Source organism: Pseudoduganella rivuli, from assembly GCF_009674485.1.
Classification (GTDB): domain Bacteria; phylum Pseudomonadota; class Gammaproteobacteria; order Burkholderiales; family Burkholderiaceae_D; genus Rugamonas; species Rugamonas rivuli_B.
The window spans coordinates 1-22,326 of sequence record NZ_WKJJ01000024.1 but is presented as its reverse complement, the minus strand read 5'-3'; the positions used below and the strand labels follow the sequence as shown (position 1 = coordinate 22,326).

Sequence of the window (22,326 nt, the reverse complement as noted above, 5' to 3'; positions counted from 1 at the left end):
AAATAAGTGCGCCGCGAGCGTCGCCGCGGCGGCGGTGGTGGAGGGCGAAATGCCGAGGTCAGAAACCTACGCCAAAGAACTCTTCAATCTTGGTAGCGGCATATTCCAGCATTTCCTTAGTCAAACCTGGATAAACACCGATCCAGAAGGTATCGTTCATGACGATATCGGTATTGGTCAGCTCGCCGGACACACGGTAATTACGGCCCACCATGTACGGTTGACGCGTTAAGTTGCCTGCGAACAACAGGCGGGTGCCGATTTTATGCTGGTCCAGGTATTGCAGCAAGTCCACGCGCGACACGTTGGCTTCCTGCTTGATGGTGATCGGGAAACCGAACCACGACGGGTCGGAGTTTTTCGTCGCTTCCGGCAGGATCAGGAATTCCGCGCACGTTTGCAGGCGTTCCTTCAAGAACTTGAAATTGTCCTTGCGGGCCTGGACGAAGCCCATGGCGCGGTCGATCTGCGCCACGCCGCAGGCGGCCTGCATGTCGGTAATCTTGAGGTTGTAGCCCAGGTGCGAGTACGTGTACTTGTGGTCGTAGCCTTCCGGCAAGGTGCCCAGCTTCCAGCAGAAGCGCTTGCCGCAGGTATTGTCCTTGCCCGGCGCGCAATAGCAGTCGCGGCCCCAGTCGCGGAACGATTCCGCGATCATCTTCAATTCCGGGTTGTTGGTGAACACGGCGCCGCCTTCACCCATGGTGATGTGGTGCGCCGGGTAGAACGACATGGTGCCGATGTCGCCGAAGGTGCCGACCATCTTGCCGTTGAAGGTCGAGCCCAGTGCGTCGCAGCAATCCTCCACCAGCCACAGGTTGTATTTCTTGCAGATGGCGGTGATGGCTTCCAGGTTGTACGGGTTGCCCAGCGTGTGGGCAAGCATGATGGCCTTGGTTTTCGGCGAAATCGCCGCTTCCAGCTTGGTCACGTCGATGTTGTAGGTACCCAGTTCGACGTCGACGAATACCGGCACGGCGCCGAATTGCAGGATCGGATTGACGGTGGTGGGGAAGCCCGCCGCCACGCCAATCACTTCATCGCCCGGCTGGATCGCTCGGTCGCCCAGTTTCGGCGACGTCAGGGCGCTGAACGCCACCAGGTTGGCCGACGAACCGGAGTTCACGGTGATCAGGAATTGCACACCCAGCAGCTTGGCCAGCTTGGCTTCGAACTCGTCATTGAAACGGCCCGTGGTCAGCCACGCATCCAGCGACGCGTCGACCATCAATTCCATTTCCGGCGCGCCCACCACCTTGCCGGCCGGCGGGATCACGGTTTCACCCGGCACGAATGGCTTCGGCTGGCTTGCCAGCGCGCCATATTGGCCCACCAGCTTCAGGATTTGCTCGCGCAGTTGTTCTTTGCTCAGTTGCGTGGAATCGTTGCTCATAATGCTGCCTTACTTGATTTCAGTGTTTTGATAGGAGGCGATTTGTGCCAGGGTCATGGCGCGCATGTCGGCGCCGGCGGCGTGCGCCTTGTGCCAGGCGACAATCTGATCGATGGTGTGCGCCAGGTTCCAGCGCGGCTGCCAACCCAGGCGGCTTTTCGCCTTGGAGCAGTCCAACTTCAGATAGGTTGCCTCATGTGGCTGCGGCGCGGCGTCCAATTGCCATGCCGCGCCGTTACCCCAGCTGTCGCACAGGTGCGAAATGATCCATTCCACCGGGCGGGCGTCGGCATCGTGCGGGCCGAAATTGAAGCCTTCCGCAAACGCGGCGCCGTGCGAATACAGTTGTTCCGCCAGGGTCAGGTAGCCCGACAGTGGCTCCAGCACGTGCTGCCACGGGCGGATCGCATGCGGGCTGCGGATCTGTACTGGTTTACCGGCAGCAATCGCGCGCACCATGTCGGGGATCAGGCGGTCTTCCGCCCAGTCGCCGCCGCCAATCACATTGCCGGCGCGGCCGGAGCCCAGGGCAATGCCGTGTTCGCCGTATTTGGCCGGATTGAAATACGAATTGCGGTAGGCGCTGGTGATCAGTTCCGCGCAACCCTTGCTGTTGCTGTACGGGTCGTAACCGCCCATGGGTTCGTTTTCACGGTAACCCCACGGCCATTCCTTGTTTTCATAGCACTTGTCGCTGGTGACATTCACCACCGCCTTGACGCCAGGCGTGGCGCGCACCGCTTCAAACACGTGCACCAGTCCCATCACGTTGGTGGAATAGGTTTCCACCGGGTGCGCATACGAATAGCGCACCAGCGCCTGGGCCGCCATGTGGATCACGATGTCCGGTTGCGCGGCCTGCATGGCGGCGCGTACGGCATCCGCGTCGCGGATGTCGCCCAGGGTCGAATGCATGCCTTGCGCGACATTGGCGGCCTCGAACAGGCTGGGCTGGCTGGGCGACGGCAAGGCAAAGCCATGCACTTGCGCGCCCAGTTGCTGCAGCCACAGGCTGAGCCAGCTGCCTTTGAAACCCGTGTGACCGGTCAGGAAGACCCGTTTGCCTTGCCAGAACGATGGGTTCATGCCCAGCGCTTCCATGGCGCTTTACCGCTGGCCCACAAGTCTTCCAGCAAGACGCGGTCGCGCAGCGTATCCATCGGCTGCCAGAAACCATCGTGGTGGAAGGCGTGCAGCTGGCCATCGTTGGCCAGGCGTTCCAGCGGTTCCTTTTCCCACACGGCGCTGTCTTCTTCACCGATGTAATCGATGACTTTCGGCGACAGCACGAAGTAGCCGCCGTTGACCCAGTTGCCGTCGCCTTGCGGCTTTTCCTTGAAGGCGCTGATGCGGGTACCGTCCAGTTCCAGCGCACCGAAGCGGCCCGGCGGCTGCACGGCCGTCATCGTGGCCAGCTTGCCATGCTGCTGGTGGAAGCGGATCGATGCGCCGATATCGATGTCGGACACGCCGTCGCCATACGTGAAGCAAAACGCTTCATCCTTTTCCACGTGCTGGCGCACGCGGCGCAGGCGGCCGCCCGTTTGCGTGGATTCGCCGGTGTCGACCAGCGTGACTTTCCACGGTTCCGCATGGCGCTCGTGCACTTCCATGGAATTCTGCTGCAAGTCGAACGTCACGTCGGACGTGTGCAGGAAGTAGTTGGCGAAGAATTCTTTGATGATGTAGCCCTTGTAGCCACAGCAGATCACGAAATCGTTGATGCCGTGCTGGGAGTAGCTCTTCAGGATGTGCCACAGGATAGGCTTGCCACCGACTTCCACCATCGGTTTGGGTTTGATCGTCGTCTCTTCGCTGAGACGTGTTCCCAGGCCGCCTGCGAGAATGACTGCTTTCATGGTGCTCCCTTTTTATGATTGAACTGATGGCAGCGGAATGCGCATGGAGGCGGCGATTCGTCTGTTGGTCCTATTATGGGCCAGCGAGAAGTATTCTAAACCAGAAACAAAGGGGTTGTGGACAGCTTTCTTGCCGCTTTCCCGGGGCAAACTGCCCGGTCGTACGGGCGAAACTGCCTGCTTGCAAACAATCGACGGCGCGCGGCTTGTGAGACTGAAAATGATGAGGCGACCACACCTGTTGCCTGCTGCTTAGTCAGGGTGGCGGCATCGCCGCCGAACCTCAGGTAATTTGATGCGAACGTCGCTGTAACGGGATGGCGCGGGTTGCGCCTTGCACGCAACGGGGCTGGTGACGAAATGTGAAGTGGTCTTGCCGCTCCGGCATGGCGCGCGGAGGCAGGCGCCGCGCGGGGCGGCGTTGTGGCGCTACAACCGGCAGGCGCTACAAGCCGGCGCTTTGCGCCGGCTTGTAGCGTCAGGGATTACTTGCCTGGCAAGGCCAGCCAGCCGGTCTGCCCCTGTTTCAGGCTTTGCATGCCATCCGGACGTTCCACCGGCGCCGTCGACAGCAACGGCGAGTGGGTGGTGAAGTCGCGCATGGCGTCGGCCATTTGCTGCACGGTCTGCGATTGTTCGCTGCCGGTATCGAGCGTGAACTGGACGGTGACCGGCGCGGTGCTTTGCGCCAGTGCGTAGCTCGACAGTGCATGCGACAGGCTGCTGACCTGGGCCGACATTGCCGACTTGCTGGTGCGGAACCAGACGTCGGCGCTGTCGCCGGTGCTGCCGTCGCCCCGGGTGTAGGTCGACTTCAGGCCCACGATGTTGCCATGGTCGACGCTGCCGTCGGTTTGCGCTTTCACCGTCACGGACGTGATGTCCAGGCTTTGCAGCGTGTGCAGTTCGGCGCTCGTGCTGACGCCATCGGTATTGGCGTCGACCCACACGCGCAACTGGCTGTACGCCGCGTCGCTGCTGTCGATGACGCCGTCCGCGTTGGCGTCCAGCGCTGCCAGCGCCTGGTAACCGTCGCTGGCGGTGCCGCCGTCGGCCAGTTTCGTATGGTCGCCGAACAGTTCGCCGGCATCGTTGACGACGCCGTCATTGTTGCGGTCCAGCGCCAGCAAGCCATCCTGCGGCGCCACCCAGCCGGTTTGCACCGGCTTGCCGTCGGCGTAGATGTCGAACGCCACGCCCTGGGCCAGGCTGACGGTGGTGACACCGTTGCCATCCAGGTCCAGCACCAGCGGCGACGCGTAGTACGACGAACCGGCGTTCAGCGCCATGGTCTGGTCGGTGGTCATCGCGGCAACCTGGCTGGCGCTGAAGGTGTTGACTTGCGCCAGCGACATGGCGGCCAGGTCGGCCACTTCCAGCGCCTTGATTTGCGTGGTGGTGAACGACACCAGCGCCAGCGTGCTCAGCGCGGACGCTTGCAGCGTGTTGAAGCCGGCCACCTGTTCCGTGGTCAGCGCCTGCACTTGCGTGGCTTTCAGCGCCTGCAGTTGCAAGGTGTTCAGCGCGTTCAGCTGCGTCAGCGGCAGGGCCGACACTTGCGCCGTGGTCAGCGCCGCCACGTGGGCCGTGGTCAGCGCCTGCACTTGCGCATCGCTGAGCGACGACAGCTGCGTCGCGCTCAGGACCGACACCTGGCTGGCCTTCAACGCCGCCACTTGCGTGGTGGTGAAGCCTTCGAACTGGCTGTCCTGCAGGTAGCCGATCTGGTCGGTGCTGAGGTTGCTGATCTGCGACGTCGTCATCACACCCACCTGTTCGGTGGTCAGTGCGCTGATGTGGTCCACGGTCCAGACCGCCAGTTGCGAATTCTTCAGCGCGGTAATTTGCTGCGTGGCCAGGGTCGACGCTTGCGAGCCGGTCAGGGCGGCAACCTGGGTATTGCTGAGGTTGCTGATCTGCAGCGTCGTGAAGCTGGTCAACTGGTCGCTGGACAGCAGGCCGATCTGGTCGACCGACAGCGATGTGATCTGGCTGACCTTGATGGCCTGGATCTGGTCGGTGGAAATCGCCGCCAGCTGGGCGTTGGTCAGCGCCGGGAGTTGCACCGTGCTGAGGTAGCCGATCTGGGCCGTCGTCAGCGCGCCGATTTGCAAGGTCGTCACGGCCAGCATCTGGTCGGCCGACAGCGCGGCAATCTGCACGCTGGTGAGGGCCGGGATCTGGTCCGTGGTCAGCACCGGCACTTGCGTCAGCGCCAGGCTGGAAATCTGCAACGTCGACAGCGACGCCAGCTGGGCGGTCGCCAGGCTGACCAGGTTGCTGGTCGGCAGCGTCGACAGGGTGCCGGTATCGATGGCGCGGATTTGCGTGGACGTCAGGGCCGCCAGCTGATCCGTGGACAGTTCCGCGAAGTTCGCGGTATCGAGCGCCGCCATTTGCAGGGTGGTCAGCGACCGCACTTGCAACGTGGTCAGGGCCGCCACTTGCGCGCTGTTCAGTTCGAGGAACAGCGTGCTGTCCAGCAAGCTGATCTGCTTGGTGGTCAGGACGGCCAGGTCGCTGGTTTCAAACGCATTCAACTGGTCGCTGGTCATTGCATTCAACTGCAACGTGGTCAGCGCAACCGCCTGGGCAGTCGTCAGTGCGGCAATGTTCGTATTGCTCAAGCCATCGTTGATCAGCGCGGTGCTCAGCGACGCGATCGCCGCCGTGCTCAGCGCACTGATTTGCAGGGTGTCGAGCGCATTCAACTGGTGCGTATCGAAGCCTGCCATCTGGACGCTGGTCATCACGCCCAGTTGCTGCGTATTCAGCGAAGCCAGGTGGCCATCTTGCAGGGCCGAAATCTGGCTGGACTTCAAGGTCGTGATGGCTGCCGTATTGAACGCCGCCACCTGTTCGCTGGTCAGGCCCAGCATGATCTGGTCCGTGGTCAGCGCCGCGACAGCCTTGGTGCCGAGGGCCGCCATCTGGACCGTGGACAGCACGGCGATTTGCTGGCTGGCCAGGGTCGAGAATTGCAGCGTCGACAGCGCGTTCAGCTGGTGCGTGCCCAGCGTCGACAATTGGTCGGACGTGATGCCTTCCGACAGTTGCAGGGTGCTGAGGCCGGCCAGTGCCGACGTCGACAGCGCATTGACTTGCATGGTCGTCAGCGACGACAGCAAGCCGGTGCCCAGGGTCGACATTTGCAGCGAGCTCAGCGCGCCGAGGTCGGTGGTTTCAATGGCCGCCACCTGGTCCGACGTCATCGCGTCGAACTGGGCGCTGGACAGCGCGCGTACTTGCAGCGTGGTCAGCGCGGCAACCTGGTCGGTGGTGACGCCGGTGTTGATTTGCGACGCGGACAGCGCGGCAATCTGCGCCGTCGTCAGGATGCTGAACTGGTCGGTGGACAGCGCCGCCACCTGCGTGCTGGACAGCGCCTGGATCTGGCTGGTCTTCAGCGCTTTCAAATCAACGGTTTCGATCGCCGCGATTTGCGTGCTGGTCAGCGCATTCAACTGGTCGCTGGTCAGGATGGCCGCCTGCTGCGTGGTCAGGGCCGCCACCTGGTCGGTGGACAGCACGCTAACTTGTTCGGTGTCCAGGCCGCCCAGTTGCAAGGTGGTCAGCAGGGCAAACAGGTCGGTGGACAACGCACCCACCTGGACGGTGGTCAGCGCGGCGATTTGCGCGCTCTTCAGGGCGCGCAAATCATTGGTTTCCAGCGCGTTCAACTGGTCGCTGGTCAGTGCGGCCACCAGCGTGGTATCCAGGGTCGATACTTGCAGCGTGCTCAGCGCCGCCACCTGGTCGGTGGTCAGGCCGCCCAGCTGCACGGTGTCGAGGGCATTCAGTTGCAGGGTGGACATGCGGGCAACATTGGCCACGTCCAGCGCCGCCACTTGCGTGCTCAGCAGTAATCCGATCTGGTCGGTGGTCAGGCCGCCGGATTGCACCGTGGTCAGCACGGCGAACTGGCTGGTGGTCAGCGATTGCAATTGTTCGCTGTTCAGCGCGTTCAACTGGGCCGACGTCAGGTACACCACCTGGTCCGAGCCCAGGCTGATCAATTGGTCGCTGGTCAGCGCCGTCACGTTGCTGGTGCGGATCGCGGCCAGGTCTTGCGATTCCATGGCCACCAGTTGCGACGACGTCAGCGCCTGCAACTGGCCGGTGGCCATGTTCGCCAGGTGCGCCGTGGTCAGCGCCTGCACCTGGTCGGTGGTCAGCTGGCCGACCTGCTCGCTGGTGATGGCATTGATTTGCGCCGTGGTCATGACGGCCACGTCGTCGACGGCAATGGCGCGCAACTGGTCGCTGCGCAGCGCCTGCAACACGCTCGATTGCAGTGCCGTGACCTGGTACGTGGTCAGCGCGTCGATCTGGTCGGTGGTGAAGGCGCCCACCTGGTCGCTGTCCATGGCCGCCAGCTGGCTGGTGGTCAGGTTCGGGATTTGCGTGATGTTCAGCAGTGCAATCAGGTTGCTGGTCAACACCATCGCCGGGTTGTACGCCAGCACGGCCAGGTCTTCCGCTTCCAGCGCGTTGAGCTGGTCGGACGACAGCGCCTGCAACTGGTCGGAGTTCAGCGCCGAGGCTTGCAACGTGGTCAGCGCAATGATCTGGTCGGTGGTCAGCGCATGTACTTGCTCGCTGGCCATGTTGGCGATCTGGCGCGTGGTCAGTGCAGCGAAGTCATCGATTTCAATCGCCCGGATTTGCAGGGTCGTGAAGTTCGGAATCTGGGCCGACGTCAGCGCATTCAGTTGTGCGGACGTCAGCGACACGATGCGTGCGGTGCTCAGCGCGCTCAGCTGGTCGGAATTGAGTGCACGCATTTGCAGCGTGGTGAAGCTTTGCAACTGTTCTTCCGTCAGCGCTTCCAGTTGTTTCGTGCCCAGTGCGGACAGTTGCAACGTGGTCAGAATCGCGATGTCATCCCACTCGATCTGCTGCAACTGCGCCGTGGTCATGGCCAGCAACTGGTCGGTGGTCAGCGCCGCCGTTTGCTGCGTGGCCAGCGAAATGATCTGGTCATTGCTGAGCCAGGTAGCCTGGTCGGTGGTCAGCGCGGCAATCTGGTTGGTTTTCAGCAGGGCGAAATCGTCCAGTTCCATGGCCGCCAGCTGCGTCGACGTCATCGTCGAAATTTGCAGCGTGTTCAGCGAACGGATTTGCGACGACGTCAGCGCCACGATCTGGTCGGTGGTCAGCGACTGGAATTGCTCGCTGTTCAGCAACGTCAGTTGCAGCGACGTCAGCGCCTGCACCTGGAAGTCTTGCAGCGACGTCAGTTGCAGGGTGGTCAGTGCGCCCAGCTGGTTGGCGCGCAACGTGGCCAGGTCGACCACTTCCATGGCGCGCAACTGGTCGGTGGTCAGCGACGCGATGTGTTCCGTCGTCAGTGCGCCGATTTGCAGGCTGGTCAGCGCCACCACCTGGTCGGTGGTCAGCGCGGCAACCTGGGCGCTGGTCAGGTACGCCAGCGGGCCGACCTTGATGACGGCCAGGTCTTCCAGTTCGATGGCGGCAATGCCGGCCGTGCTCAGGGCCGACAACTGCGTGCTGGTCAGCGATGCGGCCTGCAGCGTGGTCAGCGCCTGCACGTGCAGGGTGGTCAGGTTGTACGCCTGGTCGCTGGTCAGCGCGGCCAGTTGGGTGGCTTTCAGGCTGGCGAAATCGTCGGTTTCCAGCGCGGCCAGCTGGCTGGTGGCCAGCGCCTGGATTTGCGCCGTGTTCAGGCTGGACACTTGCAGCGACGTCAGCGCCGCGATTTGCAGCGACGACAGGCCCGGCAGCTGGGTGCTGTTGAAGGCCGTGATTTGCGATGCCTTCAGGCTTTGCAGCTGGTCGGTGGTCAATGCGCCGATCTGGTCCGTCTTCAGCGATGCCAGCTGGTTGGTCTTCAGCGAACCGAGATCTTCCGTATCGAAGGCCGCCACCTGGTCGGTGGTCAGCGCGCCGATTTGCAGCGTGGTCAAGGCCGCCGCTTGCAGCGAGTTGAGCGCCACGATGTGGGCGGTGTCGAGACCGGCCACCTGCAACGTGGTCAGCGCGGCAATTTGCGTGACTTTCAGGCGCGAGAATGCGGTGGTCGACAGGCCGGCCAGCTGGTACGTGGTCAGGCCGATGATTTGCGCCGTCGACAGCGACGTCAGCTGGACGGAATTCAGCAAGCCCAGCTGGTCGGTGGTCAGCGCCGAGAATTGCAGGCTGCTCAGCGCCGCCATTTGCGTCGACGTCAGCGCCAGCAACTGGTCGGTGGTCAGCGCCGCCAGGTGGTCGGTGGAGAGGCCGCCCAGTTGCGCCGTCTTCAGCGACGCCAGGTCATTGGTCTCCAGCGCGCGGATCTGGTCGGTGGACAGCGATGCGATTTGCGGCGTGGACAGCGCGCCGGTTTGCTGCGTGGTCAGCGCGGCCAGCAGGCTGGTCGACAGCGTACCCGTTTGCAGCGACGTCAGCGCCGCGACCTGGTTGGTGCGCAGCGCGGCGAAGTCGATGGTTTCCACCGCGCCCAGCAGATCCGTCGACAGGGCGGCGATCTGGTTGGTGCGCAGGTTGGTCACTTGCAGCGTGGTCAGCGCGGCGATATTGTCGCTCGACAGCACGTTCAGCTGGACCGACGTCAGCGCGCCGATTTGCAGCGACGTGATGGCGCGCATTTGATCGGTGGTCAACGCGGCCAGGTTGTCGGTGCCCAGCACCGCCACCTGGTGCGTCTTCAACGCGGCCAGGTCGTTGGTTTCCATGGCCTTGGTCTGGTCGGACGTCAGGCTGGCGATTTGCTGCGTGGTCAGGTTGCCCGCTTGCAGGGTCGTCAGCGCGACCACCAGCGCGGTCGGCAGCGCGGCAATCTGGTCGGAGGTCAGCGCGGCGGTCTGGTGAGTCTTGAACGCGGCGAAGTCTTGCGATTCCAATGCACCGAGCTGGTCGCTGGTCAGCGCCACGACCTGGCGGGTGCCCAGGTTCGACGCCTGGCTCGTGGTCAACGCCACCACCTGGTCGGTGGAAAGGTTCTGGACCTGGGTCGACGTCAGCGAACCCAGTTGCAGCGACGTCAGCGCCTGCACTTGCGTGGTGGTCAGGCCGGTCATGGCGTCGGTCGACAGCGCCGCCACCTGGTTCGAGCGCAATGCGGCCAGGTCGGACGTTTCCATCGCGGCCAGTTGCAGGCTGGTCAGCATCGACACTTGTTTGCTGGTGAACGTGACCGCTTGCGCCGTCGTCATGCCGACGATTTGCGACGTGTTCAGGGCCATCAGCTGGTCGGACGTCAGCGCCACCAGCTGGTTGGTTTTCAGCACGGCAAACGATGCACTTGGCAATGCGTCCAGCTGGCTGGTTTGCAGGGCCGCCACTTGCTGCGACGACAGCGCCGCCACCTGGCTGGTGCGCAAGCCGATGATCTGGTCGGACGACAGCGCGGCGATTTGCGACGTGTTCAGTTGCGTGACTTGCAGCGTGCCCATGCCGGCCACCTGCGCGGTGGACAGCAGGCTTATCGTGTCGCTGGTCAGCGCGGCCAGCTGGTTCGATTTCAGCGCGGCAAAGTCATTGCTTTCCATCGCCGCGATTTGCGTCGTGTTCAGTACCGACACTTGCTTGGTGGTCAGCGCGGCAGTCTGCGCCGTGGTCAGCGCGGCAATCAGGTTCGTCGCCAGCGCGCTCACCTGGTCGGTGGTCAGGGCGATGACTTGCTGGGTCTTCAGCGCGGCCCAGTCGATGGTTTCCATCGCATTGACCTGGTCGCTGTTCAGCGACGCCAGCTGGCGCGTATTCAGCGCGCCGGCCTGCAAGGTGGTCAGCGCCACCATGTGGCCCGTGTTCAGCGCGGTCAGCTGCAGCGTCGTCAGCGCACCCAGTTGCAGCGAATTGAGCTGGGCAAACTGGCTGGTCGCCATCGAGGCGATGTTATCGGTGGACAGCGCGGCGATCTGGTTGGTCTTCAGCGCGGTCAGGCCGGCGCTGGCGAAGGCCGCCATTTGCGCGGTATCGAGCACGCTCAGTTGCAGCGACGTCATGGCGCCCGCTTGCAGCGACGTCAGCGCGGCGATCTGGCTGCTGGCCAGCGCGACGATCTGCGCCGTCGTCAGCACGGAAATCTGGTTGGTCTTCAGGCTGCGCAAGTCCGACGATTCCAGCGCGTTGAGCTGGTCGGACGTCAGCGCCAGCATCTGGCGCGTGGTCAGCGCGCCCGCTTGCTGGGTGTTCAGTGCGACGATCTGGTCGGTCGTCAGCGATGCCAGTTGCAGCGTGTTCAGCGCGGCCAGCATTTGCGATTGCAGGCGTGTAAAGTCCGCGGTTTCCAGCGCCATCAGCTGGTCGGTGGTCAGCACGGCAATCAGGCGCGTGCCCAGCGCATTGGCTTGCTGGCTGGACAGGGCGATGATCTGGTCGGTGGTCAGTACGCGCGCCTGCAGCGACGTCAGCGCCGCCACTTGCAGCGTATTCAGTGCCGCAGCCTGGGCGGTGCCCATGCCGGCAATGGCGTCGGTCGACAGCGCGGCCGACTGGTGCGTCTTCAGCGCGGCGATCACGTTGGTGGCCAGCGCGGCGATTTGGTCGCTGGACAGGGCGCGGATCTGCTTGGTGTCGAAGCCCGGGATTTGCGTGGACTTCAGCGTGGCGATAAAGCCGGTGTCCAGCACCGACAGTTGCAGCGTGTTGAGCGCGGCCAGCTGCGTCGACTTGAGCGCGGCAAAGTCCGTGGTTTCCATTGCCGTCAGCTGGCTGGTCAGCAGGGTGGCCACCTGGCGCGTCGCCAGCGACGACGCCTGCAAGGTATTCAATGCCGCGATTTGCGTGGCATCCAGCGCTTGCAGCTGCTTGGTGGTCAGCGCCTGGATTTGCAGGCTGTTGATCAGGCCCAGTTGCAGCGTGTTCAGCGCGCTGACGGTGGCGGTCGACAGGGCGGCGATCTGGTGGGTCTTCAATGCGGCAAAGGAGACCGAATTCAGCGCGGCCAGTTGCGTCGAGCTGATGCGCGCCATTTGCAACGTGGTCAGCGACGTCGATTGCAGCGTGTTGAAGGCGCCCAGCTGGGCGGCCGTCAACCCTTCGATTTGCGCCGATGTCAGTATGCCCAGCTGGAACGTGGTCAGCGCGGCCAGGTCATTGGTTTCCAGCGCATCGACCTGGTCGGTGGTCAGCGCGGCCAGCAAATTCGTGGTCAGGCCGCGGATTTGCAGCGTGTTGAAGGCGGCGACGTGGCTATCGTCCAGGCTGCGCATTTGCGCCAGCGACAGGGCGTTCAGCGACGCGGTGCCCAACGCGGCGAAGTCCGACGTTTCCATCGCGTTCAGCTGCGCCGTGGTCAGGCCCGCCACCTGGCGCGACGACAGCGACGCGGCTTGCTGGGTGGTCAGGGCGGCCAGGTTGGCATCACTGAGGAAGGCCAGTTGCCGGGTGGTCAGCGCATTGATCTGGCGCGTGCCCATGTCGGCAATGTCGGACGTCTCAAGTTGGGAAATCTGGTAAGAGTTCAGCGCGGGGATCTGGATCGACGTCAGCGCACCCAGTTGTGCACTGTTCAAGCCATACGAAAACTGGCTGGGCGACAGTGCGGCAATCTGGTTGGTGCCCAGGTTCGGCACTTGCAGCGTGGAGAATCCCGCCAGCTGGTCCGTGCTCAGGGCCTGGATGCCGGCCACTGTCATGGCGCGCAGCGTGGTGCTGTTAATGGCCCGCAATTGTGCTGTACTCAGCACTTGCACCTGATCCGTTGTCAGCGCGGCAAGGTCCTGGGTACCCCAGATGGCAACCTGTGCCGTGGTTAAACCGGCAATTTGTGCCGTGGTAAATGTGGTGACGATCGAGGCCATTTTTTATCTCCTAACAGCAATATATCTTACCTGCAATCGGAGCCATTTTGAGAAAAGGGAGCGAAAAGTATCGTAAATCTTGGTCTGGAAACAATGACTTAGCGCTTAATCATTAACAATGCAAATAGAAGTCGGGTTATGCTTCGTTTAATATTTTTTTGAAAATACTTACCATGCTGAAAACTCCCGAATCATTCCAGCCTGCCATTAATCATCCCGGCCCCATAGGGGAAACCCGCATTTTCCTGTTCCACGGCGGCCGCGTCCTGTTGCGTACTTCCGACCTGTCGCTGCCGGGGCCTGATGCAGGGCTGTCAATTGATCCGGAGGCAACTCACCCTGTTGGCGTATGGCAACAAAAAGTGTACCAGACTTCATGGTCGAGTAGTGACGTTGTGCAACATCCAGATTATTCGTGGCACAGCCTGCGTTCGCTGCTTGGCGTGCTGGACGGCGAGTTCCTGGGCCTGGCGGGCCGCGCTTACCAGTTGGCGGAGTGGGCGCGGACGCACCGCTATTGCGGCGCTTGCGCCACCCCCATGAAACTGGCTACCGGCGACCGTAGTTTTATTTGTCCCGCGTGCGGCATGACCGCTTATCCGCGCATTTCTCCCGCCATGATGGTGTTGATTCGCAAAGGCGACCAGGTCTTGCTGGCCCTGCACGCCAATGCCCCCTATAAACGGTTTACGGCACTGGCTGGATTTCTTGAGGCCGGCGAGTCGGTGGAAGAGGCAATTCATCGCGAAGTTTATGAAGAAGTCGGGCTGAAGGTGCATAACCTGCAATATTTCAGCAGCCAGTCGTGGCCTTTTCCCCACTCGCTGATGCTGGCGTTCACGGCCGATTACCTGGAAGGGGAAATCCGCGTCGACCCGAACGAGATCGCCGAGGCGCGCTGGTTTGGTCCGGATGACGAGTGGCCGGAGCGGCCGGCCGACGGGGCGATGGTGTCGATTGCGTCGGCGCTGATCAATGCGCACCGTCCGCCGGGGAAATAACCCCCGGGGCCGGTGCCTTGCCGCTGTTTTCTATATACTGGCGGCAATCGCATTTTTTATGGCCCCGCATTATGACAAAAGAAGCATTTAACGAGAACGACTGGCGCCGCCTGCTGGCCAGCCTGGGCGAAGATCCGGACCGCCCCGGCCTGCTGGAAACGCCACACCGCGTGTCCAAAGCGTGGAAGCAATGGACCGCCGGCTACGAGCAAGACCCGGTCGATTTGCTGAAAGTGTTTGAGGACGGCGCCGAGCAATACAATGAATTGATCGTGGTGAAAGGGATTCCCGTCTACAGCCATTGCGAACACCACCTGGCGCCGTTCTTTGGCAAGGCCACCGTGGGGTATGTCCCGAATGGCAAGATTGTCGGTTTGTCCAAGCTGACCCGCCTGGTGGATTGCTTTGCCCGCCGCCTGCAAGTGCAGGAGCGCATGACGCAGCAAATCGCCAATGCGCTGATGGATGCGCTGGAACCGAAAGCGGTCGGCGTGGTGGTGAAATGCCGCCACCTGTGCATGGAAAGCCGTGGCATCCGTACTCCTGGTGAAGAAACCGTGACGTCGTCCATGCTGGGCGAATTGCAGCCGAACCTGGCGCTGCGCACGGAATTCCTGGCCCTGGCGCGCGAGGCATAAGACATGGGCGGCGCGGCGATCGAGTGGCAAAGCGGCGACCTGGGCGCCGCCTTCAAACTGGCGGCCGGCAACGGCCGTCCCCTGTTCCTGTACTGGGGCGCGGGCTGGTGCCCGCCGTGCAACCGCGTCAAAGCGGATATCTTCAGCCGGCCTGATTTTGCGCAGCGCATGCGCAACCTGCTGCCGTTCTGGCTCGATGGCGATGCGCCCGGCGCGCAGGCGCTGGCCGCGCAATACCGCCTGCGCAGCTATCCGACCCTGGTGCTGTACACGCCCGATGGCCGCGAACTTACGCGCCTGCCGTGCGAACTCGATGGCGAGCGCTTTATTGCCGCGCTGGACATCGCGCTGGCGGCCCAATACACGGCGGCCGAATCGCTGCATGCCGCGCTGACCGGCGCCCGTGCGCTGGACGAGGCCGAGTGGTCGTTATTGAGCCTGTATTCGTGGGATACCGACGAAGGCAAGCTGTCGGCCGCGGCCGAACAGCCTGCGGTGCTGGCGCGCCTGGCCGCAGGCTGCCCGCCAGGCGATGCCTGCGCCCGTTTGCACCTGCACGCGCAAGTGGCGGCGGCCGGCCGGATCGCGACCGGCGGCCCGGCCGGCAATGCGTCGGCCAGCGCCGCGCAGGCAGCGGCGGCGATTGCCGCGGCGGCCGACCGTTTATTAACCGTGTTCGGCGACCTGCGCCTGGCGCGCGCCAACATGGATATCCTCGTCAACAGCGGCGTCAACCTGATCAAGTGGTCGGGCGCCCGCCAGGCTGAACTGGTGGCTGCGCTGGGCCAGGCCGCGCGCAATTTTGCCGCCGACGCCAGCCTGTCGGCCGGCGACCGCCTGATGGCGGTGCGCCTGCAAATGCGCATGGTGCGCATCGGTGCGCCGGCGGAAGGCATGGTCGACCTCGTCAAGCACACGGTCGAACAGGCGCTGGAAGCGGAAGCCGACCCGGCTGCGCGCCATACGCTGGTCAACACCGCCGTCAGCGCCCTGAACGACGCGGGCTTGCCGGAACAGGCGGAAGCGTTGCTGCAAGCGGAACTGGCGACGTCGCACTCGCCGTATTACTTCATGCTGAGCCTGGCTTCGGCCGCGCGCCGCCGTGGCGATGTCGCGGCGACATTGGGCTGGTATGAACAGGCATGGAATGCCGCCGAAGGCAGCGCCACGCGCCTGCAGTGGGGCACGACGTACCTGACCAGCGTGATCGACTTGTCGCCGCAGGACTTGCCCCGCATCGAAGCGGCCGCCGCCGAACTGGAGCGCGAAATCGCCGCCAATCCGGATGCTTACCAGCAGCGCAACCGCACGCAATTGCAGCGGCTGGCCAGCAAGCTGGCGTTGTTGACGGTGCCCGGGCCGCATGCCGGCGCGTTGCAGCGCACGTTGACCGCCAATTTGTGATTGTGGGGGGGCGGCAGCTTATTTCCCAGCCGCCGCCTCCCGCACCGCCTTGAACTCCGCTCCCGCCTTCCACTGCGGTCCGCTGGCCTCCTGCGCCGCCCGGTACCCCGCATGGAACAGCAATTCCGCATCCTGCGCCGCGCCTGCCATATCCCAGTCCGGCTGCACGGTATCGTTGACCGTGTGGTAATCGTGCGCTGTATATTGCGCCAGCTTGCCCGCCTGGCCGGGTGGTTTGCCGATGTAATCGACGCCGCCCTGGGTAAAGATGACCGGTACGCCGGCGCGGGCAAATTCAAACTGGTCGCCCCGGTAAAACATGCCCGATTCCGCGTGCATTTCCGGCTTCACGATGCGGCCCTGCTGCTTGGCCGCCGCCATCACCAGGTCGTCGGCGGCGGATTTGCCGTGGCCGGATAAAATCACGTCGCGTGTCTTGCCCCACACATTCATGCCGTCCAGGTTGATGGACAACACGGTTTTGGCCAGCGGCAGCACTGGATGGCGCGTGTAGAATTGCGCGCCCAGCTGCCCCCGTTCCTCGCCCGTGGTCAGTACGAACAGCACGGTGCGCTTGGGCGCCCGGGCCGGCGGCAGCGCTTTGTAGGCGCGGGCGATTTCCAGCAGCGCCGCGACGCCGGTGGCGTTGTCCAGCGCGCCGTGGAAAATTTGTTTCGAACGGGGACCGGGCAACGTGTCGTCGATGCCGAAATGGTCCCAGTGCGCCGTGTACACCACGGCTTCATCCTTGAGCTTGGGATCGCTCCCGTCGATCTTGCCCACCACGTTGTGCGACGCCATGTCGCCCCACGCATTGGCCACCGCGATGCTGGCCGTCACACCCAGCGGCACCGGCTTGAAGTCGCGCGACAGCGCGGCTTTTTTCAGCGCATCGAAATCGTGTCCGCCCGCCTTGAACAAGTCGCGCGCCCGCGCCAGGCTCAGCCAGCCCGGCACCGGCGGCAAGCCTGGCGTATCGCCCTTGACCTTGATGCCGTAATTGCCCCGGCCGAAGCTGTTGCGCATCACGTCGAACGGATAGCCGGCCGGTTTGGTTTCATGCACGATCAGCGCGCCGGCCGCGCCGAGTTTGGCCGCCATCGCGAACTTGTACGTCCAGCGGCCGTAATACGTCATGGCCGCGCCGCCAAACATGGCGTCGTCCAGCTTGCCTTTCTTTTTCGGGTCCGGCAGTGGCGGATCGTTGATCAGCATGACCAGCGTCTTGCCCTTCAAATCCGCGCCCTTGTAATCGTCCCACTGGAATTCCGGCGCCGTCACGCCATAGCCGACAAACACCAGTTCCGAATTGGCGACGCTGACCTTGCGCTCGGCGCGCATCGACCATGCAATGAAATCGTCCGGATACGCGAGCGTCACGGACTTGCCGCCCACCGGCGCATAGGACAGCGACGGCGTCGACTGCATGTACAGCATCGGCACGTTTTGCAGGTAGCCGCCATCGGGCATGGCGGGGGCGATGCCGGTCTTTTTGAAGACGTCCTGCAGGTAGTTCAGCGTCACGGTCTCGCCACGGGAACCGGGCGCGCGGCCTTCGAATTCATCGGACGCCAGCGCCTGGACATGGCGCAGCATGGCGGCGCCATCGATTTTCACGGCGGCAGTCTCGGGACGGGCTTCGGCGCGCGGCTCCGCGCGCACCGAGTGCGCGACGAGGGGCGCCGCTACGGCAGCCTGTGCCAGGGTCGGCGTCATGGCTGGTATGAACAGCGCCAGCAAGAATGCCTGGACCGGGCGGGACGGTGTGATCATGGTAAAAATGTTGCTTAAAGTATCTATTGTGTCACAGTTATTCCAGCTGCATCACGTGCGCCAGCCAGTCGACAAATACCCGTACCCGGGGTGACAAATGCCGGTTATGCGAGTAGACAATCGACACCGGGAGCGGCGCCGGCTTCCATTGCGGCAGCACTTCCTCCAGTTCGCCGGACGCCAGCAAGCCCTGCAGCCCCGCGCGCGGCATCTGGATCAGCCCCAGTCCCGCGCGGCACGCGGCCAGGTACGCTTCCGTGTTGTTGACGGACACGCGGCTGCGCAGCGCCAGCGTTTTCACGGCGCCGTGTTCGTCGACGTATTCCCACGGCGCGTCGCGCCCCGTCATGCTGGAAAAGTAATTGACCACCTGGTGGCGGGAAAGTTCCGCAGGCGTTTGCGGGCGGCCATGCTGCTCGAGATAGGCGCGCGCCGCCACGTTGATTTGTTCCATGTCGCCCAGGCGGCGCGCAATCAGCGTGGAGTCGCGCAGCACGCCGCCCCGGATCGCGCAATCGATGCCTTCGCCCACCAGGTCGGCAATACGGTCGCTGGAACCGAGCCGCACGGCGATGTCCGGATACTGGCGCAAAAAATCCGGCAGGGCGGGGATCACCGTGTGGTGCGCCACCCGCTCCGGCAAATCCACGCGGATGGTGCCCGACGGCCGCCGCCCGTCGCCCAGGAACAGCGCGTTGACGTCTTCCAGTTCGCTCAGCAGCGCCGTGCAGCGGTCCAGGTAAATCATGCCTTCCACCGTCAGGCTGACCTTGCGGGTGGTCCGCTGCAACAGCCGCACGCCCAGCTTTTGCTCGATCGCCTGCACGGCATTGGTGACTGTCGGGCGAGGCAAGTCCAGTTGTTCCGCCGCCTGCGTAAAACTGCGGGCGTCGGCAACGGCCTTGAAGATTTGCATGACGCGGAACTGGTCCATTGTTAATCCTGGCCGAATAAAGTTCGATCGAATGCCTTATTTATTAGTAAATCGCACCATAGCACAATGGCTGCGGGGAGAGCGCGGTCGGCCAGCGACGGCGGATGATGATCGGATTATCAGATAATTCTGTGCGGAATTTTGCGCTTTTTTATCGGTAAATTAAATCCTAAGATGGCTTCATCGCAATCACTTCTCCAAGGGAGATCACCATGAAAGCCAAATTCTTCGCTACCGCAACCCTGCTGCTGGCCACCGGCGCCGCCTTTGCCCAGTCCGACCTGGACCAGTTCATCCACGAGGCCCAGCAGCAGAAATCCACGCTGACGCGGGAACAAGTGAAAGCCGAGGTCTTGCGCGCCCGCGCCGCCGGCGAGCTGGACTTCAACGAATACAACTACCCGCCCGTGCAGCCGGTGGCGTCGACGCTGACGCGTGAACAGGTGAAAGCGGAAGTGCTGGCAGCCCGCGCCAACGGCGAACTGGATTTCAATGAAGCGCAATACGGGGGCTATTTCGATACCCGAGGCAGCCAGCGTGCACAGGCGACGTTGACGGCGACCGCGAAAGCCAAAAAGGCCGCGCAGTAACCAGGTGATGAGCAGTTAAACCCGTAGGGCGGTAAGCTGAAAGCTTGCCGCCGTGCGTGCGTCAAGGAGGTGGCATAAGCCACCGGGGCGCAGGTATTAATTGGCCGGGGCTGCCGGCGCTGGAGCCGGCGCAGGCGCCACGGGCGGCACCGCCTCTTCAAACACCAGCTTGTTCTTGGCATCGACCTTGAACGCTCCCACCTTGTCGCCCGCCACCGGTCCCCCTTCGCCGATCAGCGCGCAGCTTTGCGTTTCCACTTGCCACACCTGGTTCGCGGAGCGCAGGGTCCAGTGATTTTCCGGCTGGGCAAACACTTCGATATCCACTTCGTCGAGCAGCATCTCGCCTAGCGGAATCTGGCGCATGCAATCCGGCATCCGCGTCGCCACCAGGATCACGCGCACGTTATCGTTCCAGAAGTAATCCTGCTGGCGCCGCAACGACAAGTTGTGCTGGTTGCTGGCCTTGTCCACGTAATAGGTGGCGGTGTCGCGCACACAGGCGGTCAGCAATAACGGAAGCAGGACAATCAGGAGTCGGCGCATGGCAAACAGGCAAAGTTGGCGGGTCAGTCCATTATAGCCAGCACCATCTTGCAGCGGTACAGCGGGCGCACGATTGGCTGCCGCGGAGGCGGAAAAAATTGCTTTTGGAATAAACTTGTGGCTCCCAAGCGAAAACCCAGATTCCGACCATGACTGGACCAGGCCCCCAGGACGACCGCAGTTTCCGACGCATCCTGAACCGCAATATCACGTTGCCGCTGGTGGCCGGCGTGGTCAACGTCGCCGTGTTTATCGGCTTGCTGCTGTACCTGCTGAACGTCCTGTCATGGGTCGAGCATTCGGAGCGCACCATCGCCCAGGCCAATGAAATCGGCAAGCTGGCGTCGGACATGGAATCGGGCATGCGCGGTTTCCTGCTGACGGGCGATGAAGACTTCCTGGCGTCTTATCAGTTGTCCAGGCCCCGGCTGCAGACGGGACTGGTGGAATTGAAAAAACTCGTGGAAGACAATCCGCCGCAAGCGAGCCGCGTCGCCACCATCGCGGCCCAGCACCAGCAGTGGGAGCGCTTTGCGCAACTGGTAATCGACTTGCGCCGCAGCGGCGGCGATTACCTGGGACCCGTCAAGGCGGGGCGGGGCAAGCTGGAATTCAATGAAGTGCGCTCGCTGCTGCAGCAATTCCTGGCCAACGAACAGCGCCTGCTGACCGACCGCAATGCCGAGGCGCGCACCGTCACCAACTGGTCGGTGGCCGCCTTCTTGATCGTCAGCCTGCTGGTGGGCGGCATCCTGGCCATGAATGGCCGGCGCGACATGACGCACCTGACCACCCTGTTCGGCGACGCGCTGCGCGAACAAGGCGAGCACGCGGCGCGCTTGCAGGAGCAAAACTGGCTGCGCGGCGGCCAGAGCCGGCTGGCGGAAAAGGGGATCGGGCAGATGGCGCTGCCGCAACTGTCGGAAGCGTTGCTAAGCTTCCTGTCCGAATACCTGGGCGTCGCGGTGGGCGCGCTGTATGTGCGCGAAGCCGACGGCACGCTGCGCCGCACCGCCGCCTACGGCTATGGCCGCGACGATTTGCAGCGCGACCCGGTGGTGCTGGCCGGCGAGGGCCAGGTCTGGCAAGCGGCCGAGCAGCGCCGCCTGATCCGGCTGGACCAGTTGCCGGACGATTACGTGAAAATCAGTTCCGCGCTGGGGGCGGCCAAGCCCCGCCATGTGCTGCTGACGCCTGTCGACAGCAATGGCATCGTCAACGGCGTGGTGGAACTGGGCTTTTTGCAGGAACCGGAACAGCGCCATATCGATTTCCTGAACCAGGCGGCGGCCAGTATCGGCACCGCCATCGAGGCCACGCTGGCGCGCCAGCGCATTGCGGAAGTGCTGGCCGAGACCCAGCAATTGAACGAGGAATTACAGGTGCAGCAGGAAGAGCTGCGCACCGCCAATGAAGAACTGGAAGAACAGTCGAAGGTGCTGGAAGAATCGCAGGCCAGCCTGGAAAACCAGAAGGCGGAACTGGAACAGACCAACGAGCAATTATCGGAACAGGCGCAGGTACTGGACCAGCGCAACGCGGCGCTGGCCGAAGTCCAGGGCTTGCTGGAAGACCGGGCGCGCGAGCTGGAGCGGGCCAGCCAGTACAAGTCGCAATTCCTCGCCAACATGTCGCACGAATTGCGCACGCCGCTGAACAGTTCCCTGATCCTGGCCAAGCTGCTGTCCGAAAATACGCCGGGCAACCTGAATGACGAGCAGGTGCGCTTCGCGCAAACGATTTATTCGGCGGGTAACGACTTGCTGAACCTGATCAACGATATCCTCGACATCTCGAAAGTCGAGGCCGGCAAGCTGGAACTGGCGCCGGAACAGCTGGACGTGCGCCACGTGGCGGACAACCTGGCGCATACCTTCGACCCGCTGGCCCGCCACAAACAGCTGGCATTCACCGTCGACATCGGGCCGGACGTGCCCGCCGCGATGTTCACCGATCGCCAGCGGCTGGAGCAAATCCTGAAAAACCTGCTGTCGAATGCCGTGAAATTCACGGAGCACGGCCAGGTCGCGCTGCGCATCACGGCGGATGGGCAGGGGAACCTGCGCTTTGCCGTCAGCGATTCCGGCATCGGCATCGCGCCGGAGCAGCATGAAGCGATTTTCGGCGCCTTCCAGCAGGCGGATGGCACCACCAGCCGCCGCTACGGCGGCACCGGGCTGGGTCTGGCGATTTCGCGCGACCTGGCGCGCCTGCTGGGCGGGAATATCACACTGGCCAGCGCGCCGGGCGAAGGCAGCACATTCACGTTGACGTTGCCGGTGTGGTACGCGCCGCCGCAGGAGGGCGCCGCGCACACCGGCGCTCCCGGCACGCATGGTGCGCATGGCACGCAGCCCGGGGCAGCCGGCGTGGCTGCGCAGCCGGTTCCTGCGCCATCGCACGGCGCGGCGCCGCCCGCGG

General features: G+C 63.3%; 12 protein-coding genes. 5 read left to right on the top strand and 7 right to left on the bottom strand.

Annotated features, from left to right (window positions below):
• Window positions 1–58 precede the first annotated feature (58 nt).
• From rfbH to GJ700_RS29290, 4 genes are all read right to left on the bottom strand, one after another.
• On the bottom strand, window positions 59–1,372 hold the full coding sequence (rfbH, locus tag GJ700_RS29305; RefSeq protein WP_195764050.1) for a lipopolysaccharide biosynthesis protein RfbH: 1,314 nt from the start codon (window positions 1,370–1,372) through the stop codon (window positions 59–61).
• A 30-nt stretch (window positions 1,373–1,402) separates the two neighbouring features.
• Window positions 1,403–2,494: a CDP-glucose 4,6-dehydratase gene (gene rfbG, locus GJ700_RS29300; protein ID WP_229507316.1), complete on the bottom strand. Its 1,092-nt coding sequence runs from the start codon at window positions 2,492–2,494 to the stop codon at window positions 1,403–1,405.
• Entirely contained in the window at window positions 2,476–3,252 is a 777-nt protein-coding gene (gene rfbF, locus GJ700_RS29295; RefSeq protein WP_154380720.1) for a glucose-1-phosphate cytidylyltransferase, read from the bottom strand. The genes rfbG and rfbF overlap by 19 nt, the downstream gene beginning before the upstream one ends.
• 485 nt (window positions 3,253–3,737) lie before the next feature.
• A complete protein-coding gene (locus GJ700_RS29290) occupies window positions 3,738–13,019 on the bottom strand; it encodes a beta strand repeat-containing protein (RefSeq protein WP_154380718.1) in 9,282 nt (3,093 codons plus the stop codon).
• A 173-nt stretch (window positions 13,020–13,192) separates the two neighbouring features.
• On the opposite strand from GJ700_RS29290, the gene nudC reads away from it, so the two are divergent.
• The 3 genes from nudC to GJ700_RS29275 all read left to right on the top strand — a co-directional run bounded on the left by nudC (window position 13,193) and on the right by GJ700_RS29275 (window position 16,062).
• Window positions 13,193–14,020, top strand: coding sequence for an NAD(+) diphosphatase (gene nudC / locus GJ700_RS29285; RefSeq protein WP_154380716.1), 828 nt, complete (start codon window positions 13,193–13,195; stop codon window positions 14,018–14,020).
• Between the two features lie 71 nt (window positions 14,021–14,091).
• Window positions 14,092–14,658: a GTP cyclohydrolase I FolE gene (gene folE / locus GJ700_RS29280; protein WP_154380714.1), complete on the top strand. Its 567-nt coding sequence runs from the start codon at window positions 14,092–14,094 to the stop codon at window positions 14,656–14,658.
• A gap of 3 nt (window positions 14,659–14,661) precedes the next feature.
• Complete coding sequence (locus GJ700_RS29275) at window positions 14,662–16,062, top strand: thioredoxin family protein (protein ID WP_154380712.1); 1,401 nt, start codon at window positions 14,662–14,664, stop codon at window positions 16,060–16,062.
• A gap of 18 nt (window positions 16,063–16,080) precedes the next feature.
• Here GJ700_RS29275 and GJ700_RS29270 read toward each other — a convergent pair whose 3' ends face one another.
• Both GJ700_RS29270 and GJ700_RS29265 read right to left on the bottom strand, forming a co-directional pair.
• A complete protein-coding gene (locus GJ700_RS29270) occupies window positions 16,081–17,835 on the bottom strand; it encodes a M28 family peptidase (protein WP_229507315.1) in 1,755 nt (584 codons plus the stop codon).
• A gap of 37 nt (window positions 17,836–17,872) precedes the next feature.
• On the bottom strand, window positions 17,873–18,769 hold the full coding sequence (locus GJ700_RS29265; protein ID WP_154380710.1) for a LysR family transcriptional regulator: 897 nt from the start codon (window positions 18,767–18,769) through the stop codon (window positions 17,873–17,875).
• Between the two features lie 212 nt (window positions 18,770–18,981).
• Between GJ700_RS29265 and GJ700_RS29260 the strand changes: the two genes are divergently transcribed.
• Complete coding sequence (locus tag GJ700_RS29260) at window positions 18,982–19,359, top strand: DUF4148 domain-containing protein (protein WP_154380708.1); 378 nt, start codon at window positions 18,982–18,984, stop codon at window positions 19,357–19,359.
• Window positions 19,360–19,455: 96 nt separating this feature from the next.
• Here the strand turns inward: GJ700_RS29260 and GJ700_RS29255 are convergent, their stop codons facing one another.
• Window positions 19,456–19,905: a hypothetical protein gene (locus GJ700_RS29255; RefSeq protein ID WP_154380706.1), complete on the bottom strand. Its 450-nt coding sequence runs from the start codon at window positions 19,903–19,905 to the stop codon at window positions 19,456–19,458.
• A gap of 149 nt (window positions 19,906–20,054) precedes the next feature.
• Between GJ700_RS29255 and GJ700_RS29250 the strand changes: the two genes are divergently transcribed.
• Window positions 20,055–22,326: CHASE3 domain-containing protein (locus GJ700_RS29250; RefSeq protein ID WP_154380704.1), on the top strand; the 2,272-nt coding region annotated here is incomplete at its 3' end.

Coding starts and splice junctions, on each gene's coding strand:
- GJ700_RS29260 (WP_154380708.1), top strand. CDS start 18,982: ATGAAAGCCAAATTCTTCGCTACCGCAACCCTGCTGCTGGCCACCGGC.
- folE (WP_154380714.1), top strand. CDS start 14,092: ATGACAAAAGAAGCATTTAACGAGAACGACTGGCGCCGCCTGCTGGCC.
- GJ700_RS29270 (WP_229507315.1), bottom strand. CDS start 17,835: ATGATCACACCGTCCCGCCCGGTCCAGGCATTCTTGCTGGCGCTGTTC.
- rfbF (WP_154380720.1), bottom strand. CDS start 3,252: ATGAAAGCAGTCATTCTCGCAGGCGGCCTGGGAACACGTCTCAGCGAA.
- GJ700_RS29265 (WP_154380710.1), bottom strand. CDS start 18,769: ATGGACCAGTTCCGCGTCATGCAAATCTTCAAGGCCGTTGCCGACGCC.
- GJ700_RS29290 (WP_154380718.1), bottom strand. CDS start 13,019: ATGGCCTCGATCGTCACCACATTTACCACGGCACAAATTGCCGGTTTA.
- GJ700_RS29255 (WP_154380706.1), bottom strand. CDS start 19,905: ATGCGCCGACTCCTGATTGTCCTGCTTCCGTTATTGCTGACCGCCTGT.
- rfbG (WP_229507316.1), bottom strand. CDS start 2,494: ATGGAAGCGCTGGGCATGAACCCATCGTTCTGGCAAGGCAAACGGGTC.
- nudC (WP_154380716.1), top strand. CDS start 13,193: ATGCTGAAAACTCCCGAATCATTCCAGCCTGCCATTAATCATCCCGGC.
- GJ700_RS29275 (WP_154380712.1), top strand. CDS start 14,662: ATGGGCGGCGCGGCGATCGAGTGGCAAAGCGGCGACCTGGGCGCCGCC.